This is a genomic window from Halopiger djelfimassiliensis, from assembly GCF_000455365.1.
In the GTDB taxonomy this organism is placed as follows: domain Archaea; phylum Halobacteriota; class Halobacteria; order Halobacteriales; family Natrialbaceae; genus Halopiger_B; species Halopiger_B djelfimassiliensis.
Window position 1 is genome coordinate 515112 of record NZ_HG315686.1, and the last position, 16917, is coordinate 532028.

Below are 16917 nucleotides of genomic sequence, written 5' to 3' on the forward strand. Positions count from 1 at the left end.
CCCCCGGCGTCACCCTCTCGACCGGTGCCACCACCCGCCCCGGCGAAACCGTCGACCGCGATCGGTAACGTCGTCGAGTCCGTTCGAAACCACGACTTTCGAACCGCATCAGTCGGACCCGTAGCTATCAGGTGTAGTATTTATGTGTTGAAGAACACCTAGACAAAGTGGAGGGTGTCGATCGGTATCACGTTGTTGTTGGAGTACCGTTCCCTCCGGATTCCGACGTATTCGAGTGCGAGTCACGCACCTCGACGTCGTGTGGACTCGAGACTACGGGGGTGGTCTCCGGTCCTGCGGCATCGACGACTCGTACTCGAATCGACCAACAGTTCGAAGCGCTAGCTTCGGCAGCGACGCCCGAACGGCTTACTCGACGGTGACGCTTTTCGCGAGGTTTCGCGGTTTGTCGATCGGCCGATCGAGGAGGTCGGCCGCGTGGTAGGACACCAGCTGCAACTGGACGTTCGCGAGCAGCCCCGAGATATCGGCGTCTGTTTCCGGAATTTTCAGGTGGGCGTCCGCGATATCGACCGCGCGGTGGTCGTCGGGACAGACCGCAACCACCGGCGCACCGCGAGTCTGTGCCTCCTCGGCGTTTTTCAGCGTCTTCTCGTCCTCCTGACCGGTAAAGATCGCAAAGACCGGCGTCTCGGGCGTAACGAGCGCGAGCGGGCCGTGCTTGAGTTCTCCCGATGCGAACCCTTCCGCGTGTTCGTAAGTGATCTCTTTGAACTTCAGCGCCCCTTCGAGCGCCACCGGGTAGCCGAGCCCGCGGCCGATGAAGAAGTAGGATTGACACTCCTGAAACCGGCTGGCGACGGCCGCCGCGTCGGATTGCTCGAGGACGGTCTCGATCGTCCCGGGCAGTCGGGCCAGTTCCGGGAGCAGCATCTCGAGATCGGCCGGCGGCGCTCCCAGACAGTCGTCGGCGATCCGCTGGGCGAGGAGCGTGAGCATGACGACCTGCGAGGAAAACGTCTTGGTAGCGGCGACGCCGATCTCGGGACCGGCACGGATGAAGAGCGCGTCGTCGGCCTCTCGAGCGGCGGTCGAGCCGACGACGTTCGTAACGGTAAGCGTCCGTGCGCCCGCCCGCGCGGCCCGGCGAAGCGCGTTCAACGTATCGGCCGTCTCACCGCTTTGGGTGACCGCGACGACCAGCGTGTCGTCGTCGACCGGCGGCGCGGAAACGCTGTACTCGTTGGCCAGCAGCGCTTTCGACCGAATACCGGCCTGATTGAGCGCGAGCGAGCCGTACAGTGCTGCGTGATAGGATGTGCCACAGGCGACGAGCTGGACGCTCTCGACTCCCTCGAACGTCCCCGACTCGAAGTTCTCGAGGGCGATCCGGCCGTTTTCCGGATCGATTCGCCCCTCGACGGCCTGTGCGAGCGACGTCGGCTGTTCGTGGATTTCCTTGAGCATGAAGTGGTCGTACCCGCCCTTTCCCGCCTGTTCGGGGTCCCAGTCGACCGTTTCGGGGTCGCGTGTGACGGGGTTGCCCTCGAGGTCGGTGAATTCGACGCCGCCGTCGTCGACGATGACGACGTCGCCGTCCTCGAGATAGACGACGCTGTCGGTGTACTCGAGGAACGCGGGGACGTCGCTGGCGAGGAAGAACTCGTCGTCCTCGACGCCGACGACCAGCGGGGACCCCTTTCGAGCAGCATAGAGGACGTGTTCCCCGGAGATCATCGCCGTGACGGCGTAACTCCCCTCGAGCTCGTCGATCGCGCGGCGAAAGGCGGCTTCGCTCTCGCTGCCTTCGTCGAGGTAGTACTGGATGAGATGCGGAATGACCTCGGTGTCGGTGTCGCTCGTGAACTCGTGGCCGCGCGTGCACAGCCACTCCCTGAGTTCGGCGTAGTTTTCGATGATCCCGTTGTGGACGACCGCGACGTCTGTGGTCTCGTCCGTATGCGGGTGGGCGTTCGTATCCGTCGGCGGGCCGTGGGTACTCCAGCGAGTGTGACCGATGCCGACACAGCCCTCGAGATGGGCGTCTCTGATCGACTCTTTTAACTCTTCGACCTTGCCGGACCGCTTCTGGACGGCGATTCCGGAGCCGTTCTGAACGGCGACTCCAGCCGAGTCGTAGCCGCGATACTCGAGGTTTTCGAGGCCTGTAAGCAGCGTCTCGAGTGCGTTTCCGGTACCGACGTGACCGATTATCCCACACATCGATAGATCACCCGTCGCTCGGCCGTCGGGTCGTGGTCGACACCCGGATCGGTCCCTCGATAGCGGTCGTCGAACACAGTCCCCTCCCGTTGCGGACGGTGGGAGCCGTCCGCGACGAGCGCGTCGGCGTCGCCGCTGATCGCTCGCCCGTGAAGCTCCGTCGAGACGTGAGATGGTGCACGGACATGTTACGATCACAGGCAATCCGAACCCATTACTATAGATAGGCTACTGGAACCGGTAGTTGCGGGGTAATTCACGGCTGACGATCCGAAACCGATGTGCGAAAAGCACCGAAACAGTCATCGATTCTGGTACGTTTTCCTTACGGTCGGTCAGTTATATGCCAGTGATCGGCTCGAAGTGACCGGAATGAACGGTCGAAACGACGTATGCCAATCGAACAGCGACCCCTCGGTCGGAGCGACTGTCCGGAACGAGTCCCTATCGATCGATGAACGGCCGGTAAGTAGGGAAAACAGTCGCTCCCGAAGTATCGGCGCAACGAACCATAAATAGTATGATATTATCTCGCAGTTCGGACCCGGTCGGGCCACGGAACGGGACGGCTATCCGCGCGGCAACGGTCGGAACGCGGGCGGATAGCCGTTCGATCCGCGACGGCGCTTTCGGTACGCTCCGGACCCGGAGCGATACTGATCACAATACGATGTTTTGTGTTCTATCGGTCGTTTCCCGGTGTGTAGCCGTTTGAAACCGAGGGAAAGTCCGCTCCGGCGAACCGAAGCCGGTGGGCGACGGGTACGAACCCGTCTCGGATGTCTGCGATCACACCGACTCGTCCGTCGCCGCTCTCGCGTCGTAATCGGGCGACACCGGTCCGCCGTCCTGCAGTTTTGACGCTGACTGACGTGTGAAGCGGTCCCGGAGACGAATCGAACCGGCACACCTTTGGCGGTCGCTGGTCCAGTAGACGTATGGGTTTTGGTAGCTACGACGAATCCGAGCAACAGCAACAGACCGACGACGACGACGAGAACGTCGAAGCCGTCAACGTCCACGAGAACGACCACGAGGGGGAGATGTCGTTCGAGTCCGATGCTTCGACCGACGAACTCGTCTCACAGCTCGATGCGATGAAAGACGACGCATCCGAGAACTGACGGACAGCCGCCACTCGAGACGATCCCGTTCAGCGGGCTCGAGGCACGCCCCGCTTTTTCACGCAGTACGGCGACGACGGGTCCCGTCTCTCTCAGGCGAGCGACGACTCGCAGAGCTCCGCGATCGCCCGACGAAGGCGCTGTGAGATCGCCGATTTGGAGACGCCGAGTCGATCGGCGAGTTCGTCCTGGGAGATGCCCCGAGGAACGTCGAAGTAGCCCTCCTCGTGTGCGACCGCGAGCAGTTCCTGCTGTTTCTCGGTGAGGGCCACGACGCCGTCGTCCTCGTCGTCGGAGACGCGGAGGTGTTCGACCGCGACCGACATGCCGCGGTCCCGACAGCGTTCGTTGAACTCCACGAGGGCGTCGCGGCTCGGAAACCGAAGCTGCAGGAGCCAGCCGTCGCGCGAACTCGTCATCTCGAGCAGTCGACCGCCGGCGTCGGCGGTCATCGCAGTCATGGTACGTGCACGATCCGTGAGCGCGACCCGGTAGACGCGGCGATCCGGATAGCGATCGACGAGCACCGGATCCTCGATGGTCGGGTCCATCTCGAGGGCGGACTCGAAGCCGTCGAACTCGGAGCCGTAGGCGGTGACGAACAGGAGGGTACGGCCGGTCTCGAGGGTCGTCCGATACTCCGGTTCGACGGTCACGTCGAGTGCGCGACGGAGGGTCGGGCGCAAGACGAGATCGGAGTGGTCGAGGCGCAACTGGGCGACGATGCCGCCGTCGGCCTGCGATCGGAGGGTAGTTCGTCGTGTCTCGCTCTCGGCGTCGGCGTCGCCATCCGTGACGTCGATGCTCACAGGGCCATCCGCCATCCGGATGGATGACTACGATAATATCTCGTTACCGGGGACACACGCATTGCATGCCAGATTCGACCGCGAATACATGATCGTAGACGCTATACACGGAACCGATCAACTGCCCGGCATCAATATTGATTCATCCGTCGTTCGTCCAGTACGTTATCGCCGAAAGCAACCCCGATTTACCCGATACCTGATACGAGTAACGACGCGATAGGGAGGGATCGATCGGAGTAATAGCCGACTACCACGGCGCTTTTAGCTCATGCCCGATCCTCGCCGGGTCGTTCGTCGAACAGTAGCTCGAACAGTTTCCGCTGGGCGATCCGAAGGTGGCGGCTGAACGTCGGCTGTGAGACGCCGAGCGACTCGGCGACTTCCTCTCCGGTGCTCTCTCGAGGCCACTCGAAGAACCCGCCGTAGTAGGCCGTCTCGAGCGTTCGCCACTGGCGCTCGGACAACCGGTCGCGGAGTTCGGCGTCGAACGCGCGGGGTGGGCGGGTGGACCGGTCGCGCTCGCGGCGAGCGATCAGTTCCGTCCCCGGATGGGTTCGCTCGAGCATCCGGACGAACGACCGTACGTCGACGGTACTCGGCAGTTCGAGGACGATCCGGGTTCGATCGTCGACCGGTCTGACCGTTCGCAAGACGCCCCCGTGGGCGGCGATCGTCTCCGCGATGGTCGACTCGTCGAGGACGAGTTCGACGGGGGAGCCGTCCCTCCCGTTGCCGACGAACCGAACGGTCTCGACTGCAGCAGTCGTATCGATCGCGTTCCGGAACGCGTCCTCGTCGACTTTCGGTACCGTACAGTACACCGTCGAGCCGCCCGACGACCGCGGAACCACCGTCCGCACGTCGAGACGCTGTGCGAGGCGACGCGCGACCGTCGACAGCGGCTCGGACTCGTCCCGGAGGACGATCTCGAGTTCGGTAACGCTGTCCGAGAGCAACGCGCGTTTCCGTTCGATCGATTCGATGACGTAGCCGGCGATCGCCGCGAGGTGTTCGAGCGCGAGACGGGCGTCCGAATCGAACGCCGACGGTCGGTCCGCGTACACGGTGAGCGTTCCGTAGAGGAACTCGTCGTGCTCGATCGGGACGCTCAGCACCGACCGAAAGCCACGCTCGAGGGCCTGTCGTCGCCATGCGCCGGTACCGTCGTCGTCCGAACCTTCGGGTGGGTCGCCGAACGCGCCTGCGGGACCCTCCCCGAGGGTCTCGAGGTCCTCGACGATCGCCGGCTCCCGTCGGGCGGCCGCTCGTCCCGTCGGTTCGTCGGCGTCTGCGGCCAGCGGGGCGGTCGTCGACTCGAGGAAGTCCCCGTCCCGCCCGGCCCAGGTCCGTGGCGTGACCGTTTCGCTTCCCGCAGCGACGTGGCCGAGCCACGCCAGTTCGATGTCGCCGGTCGCGGACCCCGCCGTCACGCCGGGATCGAGCGAGACGATCGCCTCACAGAGGCGGCGCTCGACGTCGTCCCGCGTCTCGGCCTCGAGAAGCGTTCGCTCGATCTCCCGGAGGCGTTCCCAGCGGCGAAGCGACGATTCGATCCGGGACCGTTCTTCGCGGCACGTCCGGACGAGCGCGTGGCGCTCGAGGCGATCGAGCGCGATCGAACCCGCAGCGATCATCGTCTCGACTGGAGCTGCCCCTCCGGGGCCGCCGGTTTCGAGCGTCTCGAAGGCCATCGGCTCGGTGCTCGTCGCGAGCACGATGCCGTGATCGTCGACGGGAACGGCGAGCACGCGCTCGGCGCGAAGCCCCGAGCGTGCGAGCAACGGCTCGAGCGCCGCCCGATCGTAGACCGTCGCCTCGTCGGTCTCGCGGAGTACGGCGATCGGAGCGGGGGTACCATCGTCCTCGATCGGCGGCGGCTCGATCGGCGACGCCGCGTCGGGCGTTGCGACCGCTGCGGGCGTGAGCCGATCGTCCTCGAGAAGGTACCAGCCGACGAACGCGGCGTCCGTACAGGCGAGGACGCCGTCGACGACCGACTGTCGGATTTCGGAGCGGGTTTCGGCCTCCCGGAGCGTTCCGATCGTTCGGCGGACCGTCGACAGCACGGCAGTCGCCGACTGTTGCCCGTCTCGGACCACACAGAGGGTTCGGTCGGCTTCCGGCAGCGGCGTCACGAACACCTCGACCGGTCGGTCCCCGGTCGGCGTCTCGAGCGTCCCCCGTATCGGGTCCATCCACCTGACGACCGGCGACTGCAGCCGCTCGCGAACCGTCGCCGCGAGGTCGTCGTCGAACAGCGCATCGAGGTCGGTGCCGACGAGTCCCTCGTCGTCGGCGAGTTCGAACAGGCGCGCGTTCGCCAGCCGGATCGTCTCTCCCTCGAGAACCGCAACCCCGTCATCGAGTGCGTCCACCGTCGACTCGAGAAGGGCGAGACGGTCACGCTCCCGGACGACCTCGCGGTCGGTCCCAGTCGCTGCGTCGGCGGGGTGTTCCCGGACGGACACCGAAACCCCGTCGCCGTCGGGGGAGACCGTCACCTCGAGTCGGCCGTCAGCCGTCGGCAGCGGCGTTTCGAACCGGACGATCGATTCCGTCGCTCTGGCCTCGCGAAGGCGTTCGGCGAACGGTTCGCGGATCGTCCCGTCGAGAAGCTCCCAGATCACGGTTCCCGGAACCGGCTCCCCGTCGAAGAGCCGTCGCGCGGCCGGGTTCGAATACTGGAGTTCCCAGTCGGGACCGAGCGCGAAAAACGGATCCGAGAGGCGATCGAGTGCCGCTCGTACCGTCTCCCCCTCTTCCGGGGAGGCGACTCCGGTATCGCCGGCCCCGGTTCCGGGAACGGAAACGGTGACGACGATCCCGTTCACGAGCGGGTCGTCGAGTCGGTTGCCGAAGGTCAGGGTTGCCGTTCGCCACGTTCCGTTCGCGGTGCCGATCCGGAGTTCGACGCGCTCGCTCGCGCCGAGCGGAGCCGTCGAGACGTCGTCGAGCGTTTCGCGGAACGGCTCGCGGTCCTCGGGATGGACCACCTCCGTTGCGCCCGTATGCTCGAGTTCGTCCGGCGTGTACCCCAGCCGGGACTCGATAGCCGGGCTCGCGTACGTTATCTCGCCGTCCGGATCGACGACCCAGACGACCGCGTCGGCGGTCTCGAGGATCGACCGATAGCGACGGTCCGGGCCGGCAGCGGTGAGCCGATACCGCTGGGCCGCGTTTCCGACCCGGGCAACGACGACCGATCGCGTGTCGGCCGGCGTGATAACGTCGGTCGCGCCGGCCTCGAGCGCACGGTCGATCTCCGAGTCGTCGACGACGGCCACGATGGGAACTGCGGTTCGGTCGGCGAGGGTCTCGAGCGCGGTCCCGTTCGATCCGGCTGGAAACTCACAGACGACGCAGTTGACCGTCGAGTCCTCGAGTCGCTCGAGCGCGTCCGAAACGGTCGACTCGCGCAACAGCGACGCGGGATCGAAGGCGGCGGCGAGTGCCTCGGCTGTCGTCTCGATCGCTCCCGAGTCGCCGACGACAAGCACGCGACGGACGTCCCCGACGGCCGTCGCGGGTTCACCGCTCACGGGTCGATCACCCCTTCGGATCGGGGTTTCGTCCGCCCGCGGCCCGACCCCCGCCGTGGCTCGTCGTCCGCTCGCGGACGGGTCGGGACGGTCGGCGCGAAACCGGAGCGAACGGCCACGATAGTCCTCGGTTCCGATCCCGGCGGGTTAATTATCGATCCCGTATCCGCGAGTAGTACCGAATTACGGGTTCGACCGGCAGCGGTCGGTATGGACTCGACCGAGCATGGCGGTCCCGGGCCGAACCGCGGTGTCGACGCGTCGCTGGCTACGCGCGTCGGTCCCGTATCGAGCCGCTGTCTATCGGTCGGTTCCACACCGGGCGTTAGGTCTGCTCACGGACCGCGACGACCGGTGCCGGTGCGTTCCGGATGACCGCTTCGGCGACGCTGCCGACGACGAGGTGATCGAGCCCGGTTCGGCCCATCGTTCCGACGACGATCAGGTCCATCGCGTTTACATCGGCGAAGTCGACGATCTCCTCCTGTGGAACGCCCTGACGGACCGTCGTGGTGACCTCGAGTCCCTCGTCGATCGCCGCCCGTTCGGCCGCTTCGACCGCCTGGACGGCCTCGTCTTCCGCATCGGCGCGCATTTTGTCCCGTTTCTCCGTGCTGTGAGGTCCCTCCTCGGAGACCGACAGGACGTGCAGGTCGGCCCCGAGGCGGCTCGCGAGCGCGATCGCGTGTTCGGTCGCCTGTCTGGCCCCCTCGCTCCCGTCCGTTGCGAGCAGTACGTCCTGGTACATCGTTCGAGTAGCCGTTCGTCCGATGGCGGGATACGTTCCGGACCTGCCGTTGCCGGGGCTACTCGAGTCCGCGCGTCGGCTCTCGATGGCGAAAGCGGGAGACTCGGGGGCAAGCGGCTGTCAGAGCACGTCGAGGATCACGATCGAGAGGTACAACTGTCCGATCCCGGCGGCGATCATCACGACTCCCGCGATCCGCTCGAGGGTCTTTGTGTGTGCGGCGATCCAGCCGCCGCTTGCGACCAGCCCCATCCCCGTCGCGACGGTCAGCGAGACCATAAGGAGCGTGATGGTGCCGACGTACGCTCCGACGACGAGTGCCGCCTCCGCAAGCGACAGCGTGAGCGAATACGTCGCCACGGAGATGAAGACCCACGCGACACAGCCCGCCGCGGCGAGCGCGTAGCCGACGCCGAAGACGGCGAACCCGAGGACGCTCGTCCGTCGTTTCGGGAGCGGGATCGACAGCGTGGGTGCCCGATCGACGACGACGAGCGCCCCGAAGGCGACCAACAACACGCCGACGATCGGTTCGAACAGCGTCACGTTCGACAGCGTCGAGTGGCCGATCCAGTACGTCGCCCCGAAGAGGACGACGAACGTTCCGAGAACGCCGAGTCCGGCGACGATCCCGCGGGTAACCGCACCCGCAAGCGAGGGCGTTTCGCCGTCGGTCCGGCTCGCGTAGTATCCGACGTAGCCCGGCAACAACGGGAACGCACACGGCGAGAAGAACGTTGAAATCCCGGCGGCCACCGGAAACGCGAGCAGCGAAAGGACGGTCGCGAGACTCATGTGTCGGACTCGAGGGCTTGCTCGATTCCGGCGACGAGTTCGTCGGCGGTCTTGACGCCGGAGTCGGCCCACTGGACCCGTCCGTCGGCGTCGAACGCGACGGCCGCGGGATAGCTGGTTCCGAGGTGCCGCTCGGCGAGTTTGACGGTCGGATCGAGGCCGAGCAGCCAGTTGCCGTCGTGTTCCGCCCACCACTCGACGAGTTCCGCTTCGGTGATCGACCGACCGACCGCCTCGTTGGTCACCGAGAGAAAGCGCACCTCGTCGCCGATGCGGTCGTGGGCTTGTCCGAGCGAATCCATCTGCTCGATACAGGGCTCACACCACGTCGCGAAGAAATCAACGAGCATCGGCTCCCCGGGCGGCGGGACGAGGACGGTCCCGGCTTCGCTCCCCGGCGCAGCGACCGTCTCGATCTCGAGCGGTTCGTACTGCCTGCCGTCGTCGCCGTCCTCGTCGAGAACCTCCCGGATCGACGGCCCACCGTAGGCTGCGACCGCGCCGCCGCCGGCGACGACGCCCGCGCTTGCGATCGCGGCGAGGGCCTCTCGTCGGTGCATATTACTCCTGTGCGACCGTCCTCGTTTCTTCGACGATCTGTTCCATGTCCGCGCCTTTCTCCGAGGTGGTCGCCCACGGGTACGCTCGCTCGACGACCCCGTGCTCGTTGACGAGCATAATCAGGCTGATGTGTTGGAACGTGTACTCGCCGTGATCGTGATCGCCGTCGTGTTCGTCGCCGCCGTCCTCCTCGATTTTCTCGATCCGCATCCCGAAGTCCTCCTCGAGGGTCTCTTTGCCCCCCTCGTACGATTCCGGGCGCAGGAAATGCCAGTTGCCCGCCTCGAGGTCGACGCCCTGTTGCGCGGCGTACTCCTCGAGGGCGTCCGGCGTATCGCGTTCGGGATCGAACGTCATCGCGAGCAGTGCGATGTCGTCCGCGTAGCCGCGTTCGGCGGCGTCCTCCTGAACCCGCCGAAGCCGCAACAGCAGGGCGGGACAGACCCCGTCGGGACACGAGGTAAAGAAGTACGTCATCAGAAACGGCCGCTCGCCGACGAAATCATCGCGCGAAACCGTCTCCCCGGAGAGCGGATCCGGCAGCGAGAAGGCCGGAAACTCCTCGCCGTGAATCGGATACGAGGGATCCCCGCGCCGCGTCGATGGCGGTTCGAGGACCGTCTGTCCGTCGCCGAAATTATCGCTGTGCTCGTTCGAACTGCCGTCCTGGTCGTCTTCGTCGCCTTCGTTACCCTCGCCGATACCAAAACTCCCCAGACAGCCTGCCATCCCGGCGACCCCCGCCGCGCCAAGCGATCCGAGATACGTCCGTCGTTCCATAGTCGACTCCTAGGCGAGCGCGGGCAAAGGTTCACTGGTTCGGTTCCCGAATCCGATCGATCCGCGAACCAACAGGGGTTTTTCGATCGCCCGCAAACATCGAGTCAATGAACCGTCGGGGCGTTCTCCGCGGAACCGCTGTGGCCGGCGTCGTCGGCGTCGCCGGCTGTCTCGAGCGATTGGGCTTTACCGAGGAATCGGCGTGGGCGAACCCGCCGATCGTCGACGGGCGACCCGACGCCGTCTACCTCCCCGCCGGCACCGAGGAGATGGCGATGTACGGGACCGCGACCGACGGCGAGTACGGGGTCGCGCTCACGTACACCATTCCACACCGGTTTTGGGTGCTAGCCGGCGAGGACAGTCAGGTCGACGTCACCCCCGACGACAGCCTCCATCTGATGCTGACCGTCTGGGACGTCGAGACGGCGACCGTGTTGCCCGTCGACGTCTCCCTCGAGCTGTTCCGGGACGGCGACCGCGCGACCGACGTCGGTCGGCCGTGGCCGATGATCTCCCAGCGGATGGGGTTTCACTACGGCGACAACGTCAGCCTCCCCGGCGAAGGCGAGTACACGGCCCGCATCCGGGTCGGCCCGGTCGACGCCGAACGCACCGGCGCGCTCGAGGGTCGACTCGACGCCGCGACCACCCTCGAGATCGATTTCGAGTTCGTCCGATCCGACGTCCACGACCTCGACTTCGATCTCGTCGACGAGGATCGGCGGGGTGAGCGGGACGCACTGCCGCTGATGGACCACGGTCACGGAGGCGGCGATCACGGCTCCGGCGGCGACCATCCGCCCACCGCACAGGGGCGTCCGATCGCGGACCTCCCCGGGACCCACATCGGGACCGAACGCAGCGGCGACGCGGCGGTTTCGGCGCTTCGGCTCGACGACGAGGCGAGTCGGCTCACCGACGCCGAATCGTATCTGGCGGTTCCCGTCCGCACGCCGTACAACGATATCGTTCTCCCGTTTGCGACCCTTCACGTGACGGTCGAACGCGACGGGGCGGTCGTCCACGAGTCGTCGCTCACGGAAACCGTCGATCACGAACTCGGCCACCACTACGGGACCGGGATCGACGACCTCCGGGACGGCGACGAGCTCACGATCGCGGTCGACTCCCCACCGCAGGTGTCGCGCCACGACGGCTACGAGACGGCGTTTCTCGAGTTCGAGGACGTCACCGTTACGGTCCGGTAACTCGACCTTTGGATCCGGACCCGCAATCGAGAACCGGTGTTGCCGACCGGAGCCGCGAACCGCGCTGTGACGGTTTGCCGACGTAAACGGCTCCGTACGAGAGCCCGAACGATCGAAACCCGGCGCGGGAGGCCCCGGTACGACTGGGATAACTATCGGGCGGCGTCGAATAGCGTGGCCTATGTCTCGCTCGGACCGCGCGAATATGGACGTTGGTTGTCCGGAATGTAACGCGATCGTAACCGCGACCGTCCCGCCCGGACCCGGTATCGCCAGCGACCGCGACTCGAATCGGCTTCAGGGACGGGACACCGTCTGTCACAACTGCGGCCACGAACTCGAACTCTATTACTACTGACGCGCCCGCCCCCTCGTAGGGCGTCGTTTCCCATTGTTCGTGACCGGTGCGGACGGGCGCACGTCGCGGACCGCCGCATCGAGGGCCCCGCAAACGCTTCAGCTCCGCATCCCAACTCGAGAACACGAGGAGTGGGTCGGCTCGAGTCCTCGCCCGACTCGACGGGCCTTCGGTGTCACAACCGACGAGCCGCCGGTGTGGCGGCCACAGCACGGCAGTATTGGATCCCTTGCGGATGCAGGCCACGAAGCAACCCGTGGCGGCGCTGTGGTATTTCAGCGAATGCGATTTACTGATGTGCGTTCGGCGTCGGGACTGCCGTCTAACCGACGGTTACGAGCCGACGGATACGGACGACCGACCGACGACGCCGGAGCCGAGCGACCGACCTGTCCCGGCTCCCTGATCGTCGTTTCGAACCGGCAGCCGTACCGCCACGAGTACGACGACGCGGACGATACCGTCGGGCACGCGTCGAGCGCTCCGGGTTCGAGCGGGGCCGTCGGACGGTCCATCACGGTCGACGAGCCGACCGGCGGGTTGACGGCCGGTCTCGACCCCGTCGTCCAACAGACCAACGGCACATGGATCGCGTGGGGCGACGGGGACGCCGACTTCGACGTGACGGACGAGCGCAACTGTGTGGCCGTTCCGCCCGGCGAGAACGCGTACACGCTCCGTCGGATCGACCTCTCCGACGAAGCGGTCGACTCCTACTACTACGGCTTCAGCAATCGCGTTCTCTGGCCGCTCTGTCACGGATTCCCGGCACTCGTCGAACACCGATCGAACGACTTCGAGTGGTACCGGACGGTCAACGAGCGGTTCGCCGAGGCCGTCTCCGAGCACGCGAGCGCCGATTCGATCGTCTGGCTGCAGGATTATCACTTCGGGCTCGCGCCGCGGATGATCCGGGAGTCGATCCCGCGGTCGGCGACCGTCGCCCAGTTCTGGCACGTTCCGTGGCCGACGCCGACGACCTACCAGCACTGTCCCGCGGGCAGACGGCTTCTCGAGGGGGTTCTCGGGAACGACCTGTTCGGGTTCCACGTCGACCGGTACGTGGCGAACTTCTTCGACTGCGTCGAGCAGTACCTCCCCGGCGCGACCGTCGACAGGGCAAGCGGGGTCGTCCACTACGACGGGGCGACGACCCACGTCGTCGCGACGCCGATGGGCGTCGACGCTGAGTCGTACGCCCGGAACGCCCGCGCGGCCGATCCGGACCGGCTGGCCGCCTTGCTCGAGGAGCACGACGTTCCGAACGAGAACGTGATCGGGCTGGGTGTCGATCGGCTCGATTACACGAAGGGGATCCCCGAGCGGTTGGCGGCGCTCGAGCGGTTTCTCGAGCGCAATCCGGCGTGGCACGGCGAGTTCACGTTCCTCCAGAAGGCAACGCCGTCGCGGACGGACATTCCGGCGTACGAACGTCACGGCGAACTCGTTCGCAGCGAGGTCGAACGGATCAACCGCCGGTTCGGGACCGACGGCTGGCAGCCGATCGTTTACACGGAGGAGTACATTCCCACGGCGGACCTCTGTGCGCTGTACCGGCGTGCGGACGTACTGATCGTCAGTCCGCTGATCGACGGCATGAACCTCGTCGCCCAGGAGTACGTGGCCGCAAGCGTCGACGGCGACGGAACGGTGGTGTTGAGCGACCGCGCCGGCGTGTACGAACGGCTCGGCACTCACGCGCTGACGGTCGATCCGACCGAGACCGACCGCTTTGCCGACCGGATCGAAGCGGCGCTGTCGATGCCGCCTCGAGAACGGAAGCGACGACTGAACACCCTTCGAAACAGAGTGTTCGATGGGGACATCGAGTCGTGGATGGCCGAACAGTTCGACTGGTTGCGGCGCGTCCACGACGACGTCCCGAACGAGACCGATCCGGACACGGACACCGATCCCGATTCCCGGGAACCGACCCCGTCGGTGTAGTATCGATTCGACTCCGATGACGGACGATTCCGATTCACCACCACGGCCGCTCCGGGAGGAACTGCCCCGCATCCGCGAACGGTTCGCCGACGCCTCGCGGCTGCTGTGCTGTCTCGATTTCGACGGCACTCTCGCGCCGATCGTCGACCAACCGGACGACGCGGTACCGCTTCGGGAGGCCGAAGCGGCGCTTGTGACCCTCGCGAACGAACCGAAAGTATCGACGGCGATCGTCAGCGGCCGCGCGCTGGCCGACGTCCGCGATCGCATCGACGGGCCGTCGGTTTACGCCGGCAATCACGGCCTCGAGCTCGCTCACAACGGCTCGGTCGAGGTCCATCCGGACGCCCGCACGCGTGCGATTCAAATCGAGCGCGTCTGTGCGGTGCTCGAGACCGTCCTCGATCCCGTCCCGAACGCCCGGATCGAAAACAAGCGACTGACCGGGACGGTTCATTTCAGGACCGTTCCACCCGCCGCACGACCCGTCGTCCGGCGGCTCACACGCGCAGTCGTCGAGCGGTTCGGCGGCGACGATCTCGAACTCTCGACTGGAAAACGGATCCTCGAGATCGAACCGGCGATCCGCTGGGGGAAAGGCGACGCAGTCGAGGTGCTCGAATCGGCACAGCCGTCGGATTCGGTCACGATCTACGTCGGCGACGACGTGACGGACGAGTCGGCGTTTCGAGCGATCGAACCCGATGGGATCGGTGTTCTCGTCGGCGACGCCGAGCCGTCTGCAGCCTCGTGTCGCGTCCAGTCGCCCGAGGCGGTCGCGACGTTTCTGGAATGGCTCGGCACCACCGGCGTCGAACTCCTCGGGGAGGCGGACGGGAACGCGGCCCCGATCGATCCCGATCGCTTCGATCGTCCCTTCGCCGCGGATCGATCGGAGCCGGAGGGTGAGTAAGGCGTCGCCGATGTCTCTCTCGTTCCGTCACCGCTCAGGCACCAATGGAAATCGCCAATAGAGTCAACCCGGCTCGAGTCGAAAGTATTAGTTACCACTGGAAATATACAGAGAGACGAGAGTGAACGAGAGTGAAGCTGCGTCAGCCAACTGATTTCCTGATCCTCGAGGCGCTCGAGGAAGAAGGCCGAAACGTCGCAACGAACCTCGCCGCCCACACGGGCAAGAGTCGAAAGAACATCAACACCAGGCTGCCGGTACTCGAGGACTACGGGCTCGTCAGGAAGATCGGCCCCGCGGAGCGATCTGGACTGTACGAGATCACGTCGATGGGCAAGGCGGCGCTGGTCTACCGCGAGCAGTACGACGAGGTCGACGACTTCGAGGCGCTCATCGAAGGGCCACGCGCTGGCGACATCGAACAGGACGGGGAGGCACAGGCGAGTTTCGTCCGTGGCGAGAACGACGAGAACGACGCCGACGAGGAGTAACGGCTCGGTTCCGTTTTCCGGGGCCGTCCGCCTCACAGTCGGACGTCAACCCGTTCCGATTCCGAATCAGGGAGCGACGGCGTTTTCCGTTCGTCAGTCACGATCGGTACCGTACGTCGCGAGTTCGCGGCGGGCACACGCCGAGAAGTCGAAGCTGAGTTTTCGTTCCAGCCGTGCCGGATCGACAGCGGCCGTCCCACACCGCGACCGCTCGGGGCCGACGGCCGTGGAAAACGCGTAGGTGCTCACCATTGGCGTCGCGACGACCGCATCACCCGTCCGGAACGCGACGCCGTGATCGTGACGTAACCCGAGCGCGTGACCGACCTCGTGAAGCAGAACCTGCATCGATCGCGTCGCGCTCGTCAGCGGGACGATCGGCCGGTCGGTGGCCGACCGGGACACGAGTTCGTCCACCGGTTCCAGCGACTCGATGTGTCCGGCACCGCCGACCGACGCGACGTGTGGCACGCCGTACCCGGTCGGGGCACGCTGCATCTGGCCGTCCGTGACGAGGAGATTGACGTCGGCTGCCGGCTCGAGGTCACCGGCACCGATCGCGCCCGATGCGACGATAGCTGGCCACTCGCCGCGGCTCGTCACGCGTGCACCGTCCTCGGTCGACACCGGAACGCTCCCCTCGATCGAGAGATCGAGCGACCAGAACTCGAGATCGAGACATTCGCCGAGATACTCGCGTACTCGCGTGCGAGCCGTTTCGTACTGGTTCGCCCGTTCGGAAAACCAGACTCGAACCTCGAGTTCGTCGACGGTTCGCGTCGCGTACGCGAGCGTTCCCAGCGAGACGGCCGACCCGATCGAGCCGAGAAAGACGCGCCGCCTCATAGCCGGGACCGAGTCCGAAACGCAGTTCGTCCCCAACACGGGAAACGACGCGAGCGGGACATCACTGCGTCCGGTCCGATCGATCGGAGTCGGTCGTCACGTCGCGTTCGGCCGTCGGAAATCGCCGTCGCGTATCGACGACGCGAGCAGTGGTTCCGGTAACGCGAATCTCGATCCAGTCCGGGAGGTCATCCGGGTCGATCGGAGTGAGCATCAGCAGGCTTCCACCGTCGATTTCGACCAGTCTTCGATCGGGATCGAACTGGCGAATACACGGCCGCCAGGACCCGACTCGGAGGTTCCGCTCGACCTGACAATCGGTGTAGTATCGACCGTTGGAGCCTTCGAACACGGTACTGACCGGGAGATCCGCGATCACGGCCGTTCCACCACCGACGGTCGACCGCCGAACGGTCTCGTCCGTACGCACGTCCCTTCCATTCCCACTCGAGTCCAACCGCGGTCCGGCTATCGACGCTTGGGTTTACATGGATGACTTTTATGATATCGTGACTGTTCGACTTTCGTGAAGAGGGACCGAGAACCAGACGCGGTCTCAGCGACGCGGCACGCGCCGTGATGGTGGGTGGGTTTCGAACTCCGGCAGC

Annotated in this window: 15 protein-coding genes; 6 read left to right on the forward strand and 9 right to left on the reverse strand. The window is 65.7% G+C overall.

What is annotated here, in order from left to right; all coding sequences use genetic code 11:
* Positions 1–369 precede the first annotated feature (369 nt).
* The gene (glmS, locus tag TX80_RS13530; RefSeq protein WP_049923653.1) at positions 370–2184 is read right to left on the reverse strand and encodes a glutamine--fructose-6-phosphate transaminase (isomerizing); all 1815 of its coding nucleotides are present in this window, start codon (positions 2182–2184) and stop codon (positions 370–372) included.
* Positions 2185–3122: 938 nt separating this feature from the next.
* On the opposite strand from glmS, the gene TX80_RS13540 reads away from it, so the two are divergent.
* A complete protein-coding gene (locus TX80_RS13540; RefSeq protein ID WP_049923655.1) occupies positions 3123–3308 on the forward strand; it encodes a DUF5786 family protein in 186 nt (61 codons plus the stop codon).
* Between the two features lie 92 nt (positions 3309–3400).
* On the opposite strand, the gene TX80_RS13545 is transcribed toward TX80_RS13540, so the two are convergent.
* From TX80_RS13545 to TX80_RS13570, 6 genes are all read right to left on the reverse strand, one after another.
* Positions 3401–4132 (reverse strand): helix-turn-helix domain-containing protein, encoded by a 732-nt coding sequence (locus TX80_RS13545; protein WP_154658649.1) that lies wholly within the window; start codon positions 4130–4132, stop codon positions 3401–3403.
* A 254-nt stretch (positions 4133–4386) separates the two neighbouring features.
* A complete protein-coding gene (locus TX80_RS13550) occupies positions 4387–7659 on the reverse strand; it encodes a bacterio-opsin activator domain-containing protein (RefSeq protein WP_049923657.1) in 3273 nt (1090 codons plus the stop codon).
* Positions 7660–7984: 325 nt separating this feature from the next.
* Positions 7985–8407, reverse strand: a complete 423-nt coding sequence (locus TX80_RS13555) for a universal stress protein (RefSeq protein WP_049923658.1) — start codon at positions 8405–8407, stop codon at positions 7985–7987.
* Between the two features lie 120 nt (positions 8408–8527).
* Positions 8528–9202 (reverse strand): cytochrome c biogenesis CcdA family protein, encoded by a 675-nt coding sequence (locus tag TX80_RS13560; RefSeq protein ID WP_049923659.1) that lies wholly within the window; start codon positions 9200–9202, stop codon positions 8528–8530.
* Positions 9199–9762 (reverse strand): TlpA family protein disulfide reductase, encoded by a 564-nt coding sequence (locus TX80_RS13565; protein ID WP_049923660.1) that lies wholly within the window; start codon positions 9760–9762, stop codon positions 9199–9201. The genes TX80_RS13560 and TX80_RS13565 overlap by 4 nt, the downstream gene beginning before the upstream one ends.
* Before the next feature lies 1 nt (position 9763).
* On the reverse strand, positions 9764–10543 hold the full coding sequence (locus TX80_RS13570) for an SCO family protein (protein WP_049923661.1): 780 nt from the start codon (positions 10541–10543) through the stop codon (positions 9764–9766).
* Between the two features lie 107 nt (positions 10544–10650).
* Here TX80_RS13570 and TX80_RS13575 point away from each other — a divergent pair, with 107 nt between their 5' ends.
* The 5 genes from TX80_RS13575 (at position 10651) to TX80_RS13590 (ending at position 15463) form a co-directional block, all read left to right on the forward strand.
* Positions 10651–11754, forward strand: a complete 1104-nt coding sequence (locus TX80_RS13575; RefSeq protein ID WP_049923662.1) for an iron transporter — start codon at positions 10651–10653, stop codon at positions 11752–11754.
* Positions 11755–11935: 181 nt separating this feature from the next.
* Positions 11936–12112, forward strand: a complete 177-nt coding sequence (locus TX80_RS19050; protein WP_154658650.1) for a hypothetical protein — start codon at positions 11936–11938, stop codon at positions 12110–12112.
* A gap of 282 nt (positions 12113–12394) precedes the next feature.
* Positions 12395–14059 carry an alpha,alpha-trehalose-phosphate synthase (UDP-forming) gene (locus tag TX80_RS13580; protein ID WP_049923663.1) on the forward strand — a complete coding sequence of 555 codons (1665 nt, stop codon included), beginning with the start codon at positions 12395–12397 and terminating at the stop codon, positions 14057–14059.
* Positions 14060–14075: 16 nt separating this feature from the next.
* Positions 14076–14972 carry a trehalose-phosphatase gene (gene otsB / locus TX80_RS13585; RefSeq protein ID WP_081661604.1) on the forward strand — a complete coding sequence of 299 codons (897 nt, stop codon included), beginning with the start codon at positions 14076–14078 and terminating at the stop codon, positions 14970–14972.
* Positions 14973–15103: 131 nt separating this feature from the next.
* The gene (locus tag TX80_RS13590) at positions 15104–15463 is read left to right on the forward strand and encodes a winged helix-turn-helix domain-containing protein (RefSeq protein WP_049923664.1); all 360 of its coding nucleotides are present in this window, start codon (positions 15104–15106) and stop codon (positions 15461–15463) included.
* Positions 15464–15556: 93 nt separating this feature from the next.
* On the opposite strand, the gene TX80_RS13595 is transcribed toward TX80_RS13590, so the two are convergent.
* Both TX80_RS13595 and TX80_RS13600 read right to left on the reverse strand, forming a co-directional pair.
* Positions 15557–16309 carry a peptidase M10A and M12B matrixin and adamalysin gene (locus tag TX80_RS13595; RefSeq protein ID WP_049923665.1) on the reverse strand — a complete coding sequence of 251 codons (753 nt, stop codon included), beginning with the start codon at positions 16307–16309 and terminating at the stop codon, positions 15557–15559.
* Positions 16310–16370: 61 nt separating this feature from the next.
* A complete protein-coding gene (locus TX80_RS13600; RefSeq protein ID WP_049923666.1) occupies positions 16371–16739 on the reverse strand; it encodes a hypothetical protein in 369 nt (122 codons plus the stop codon).
* Positions 16740–16917: the final 178 nt, after the last annotated feature.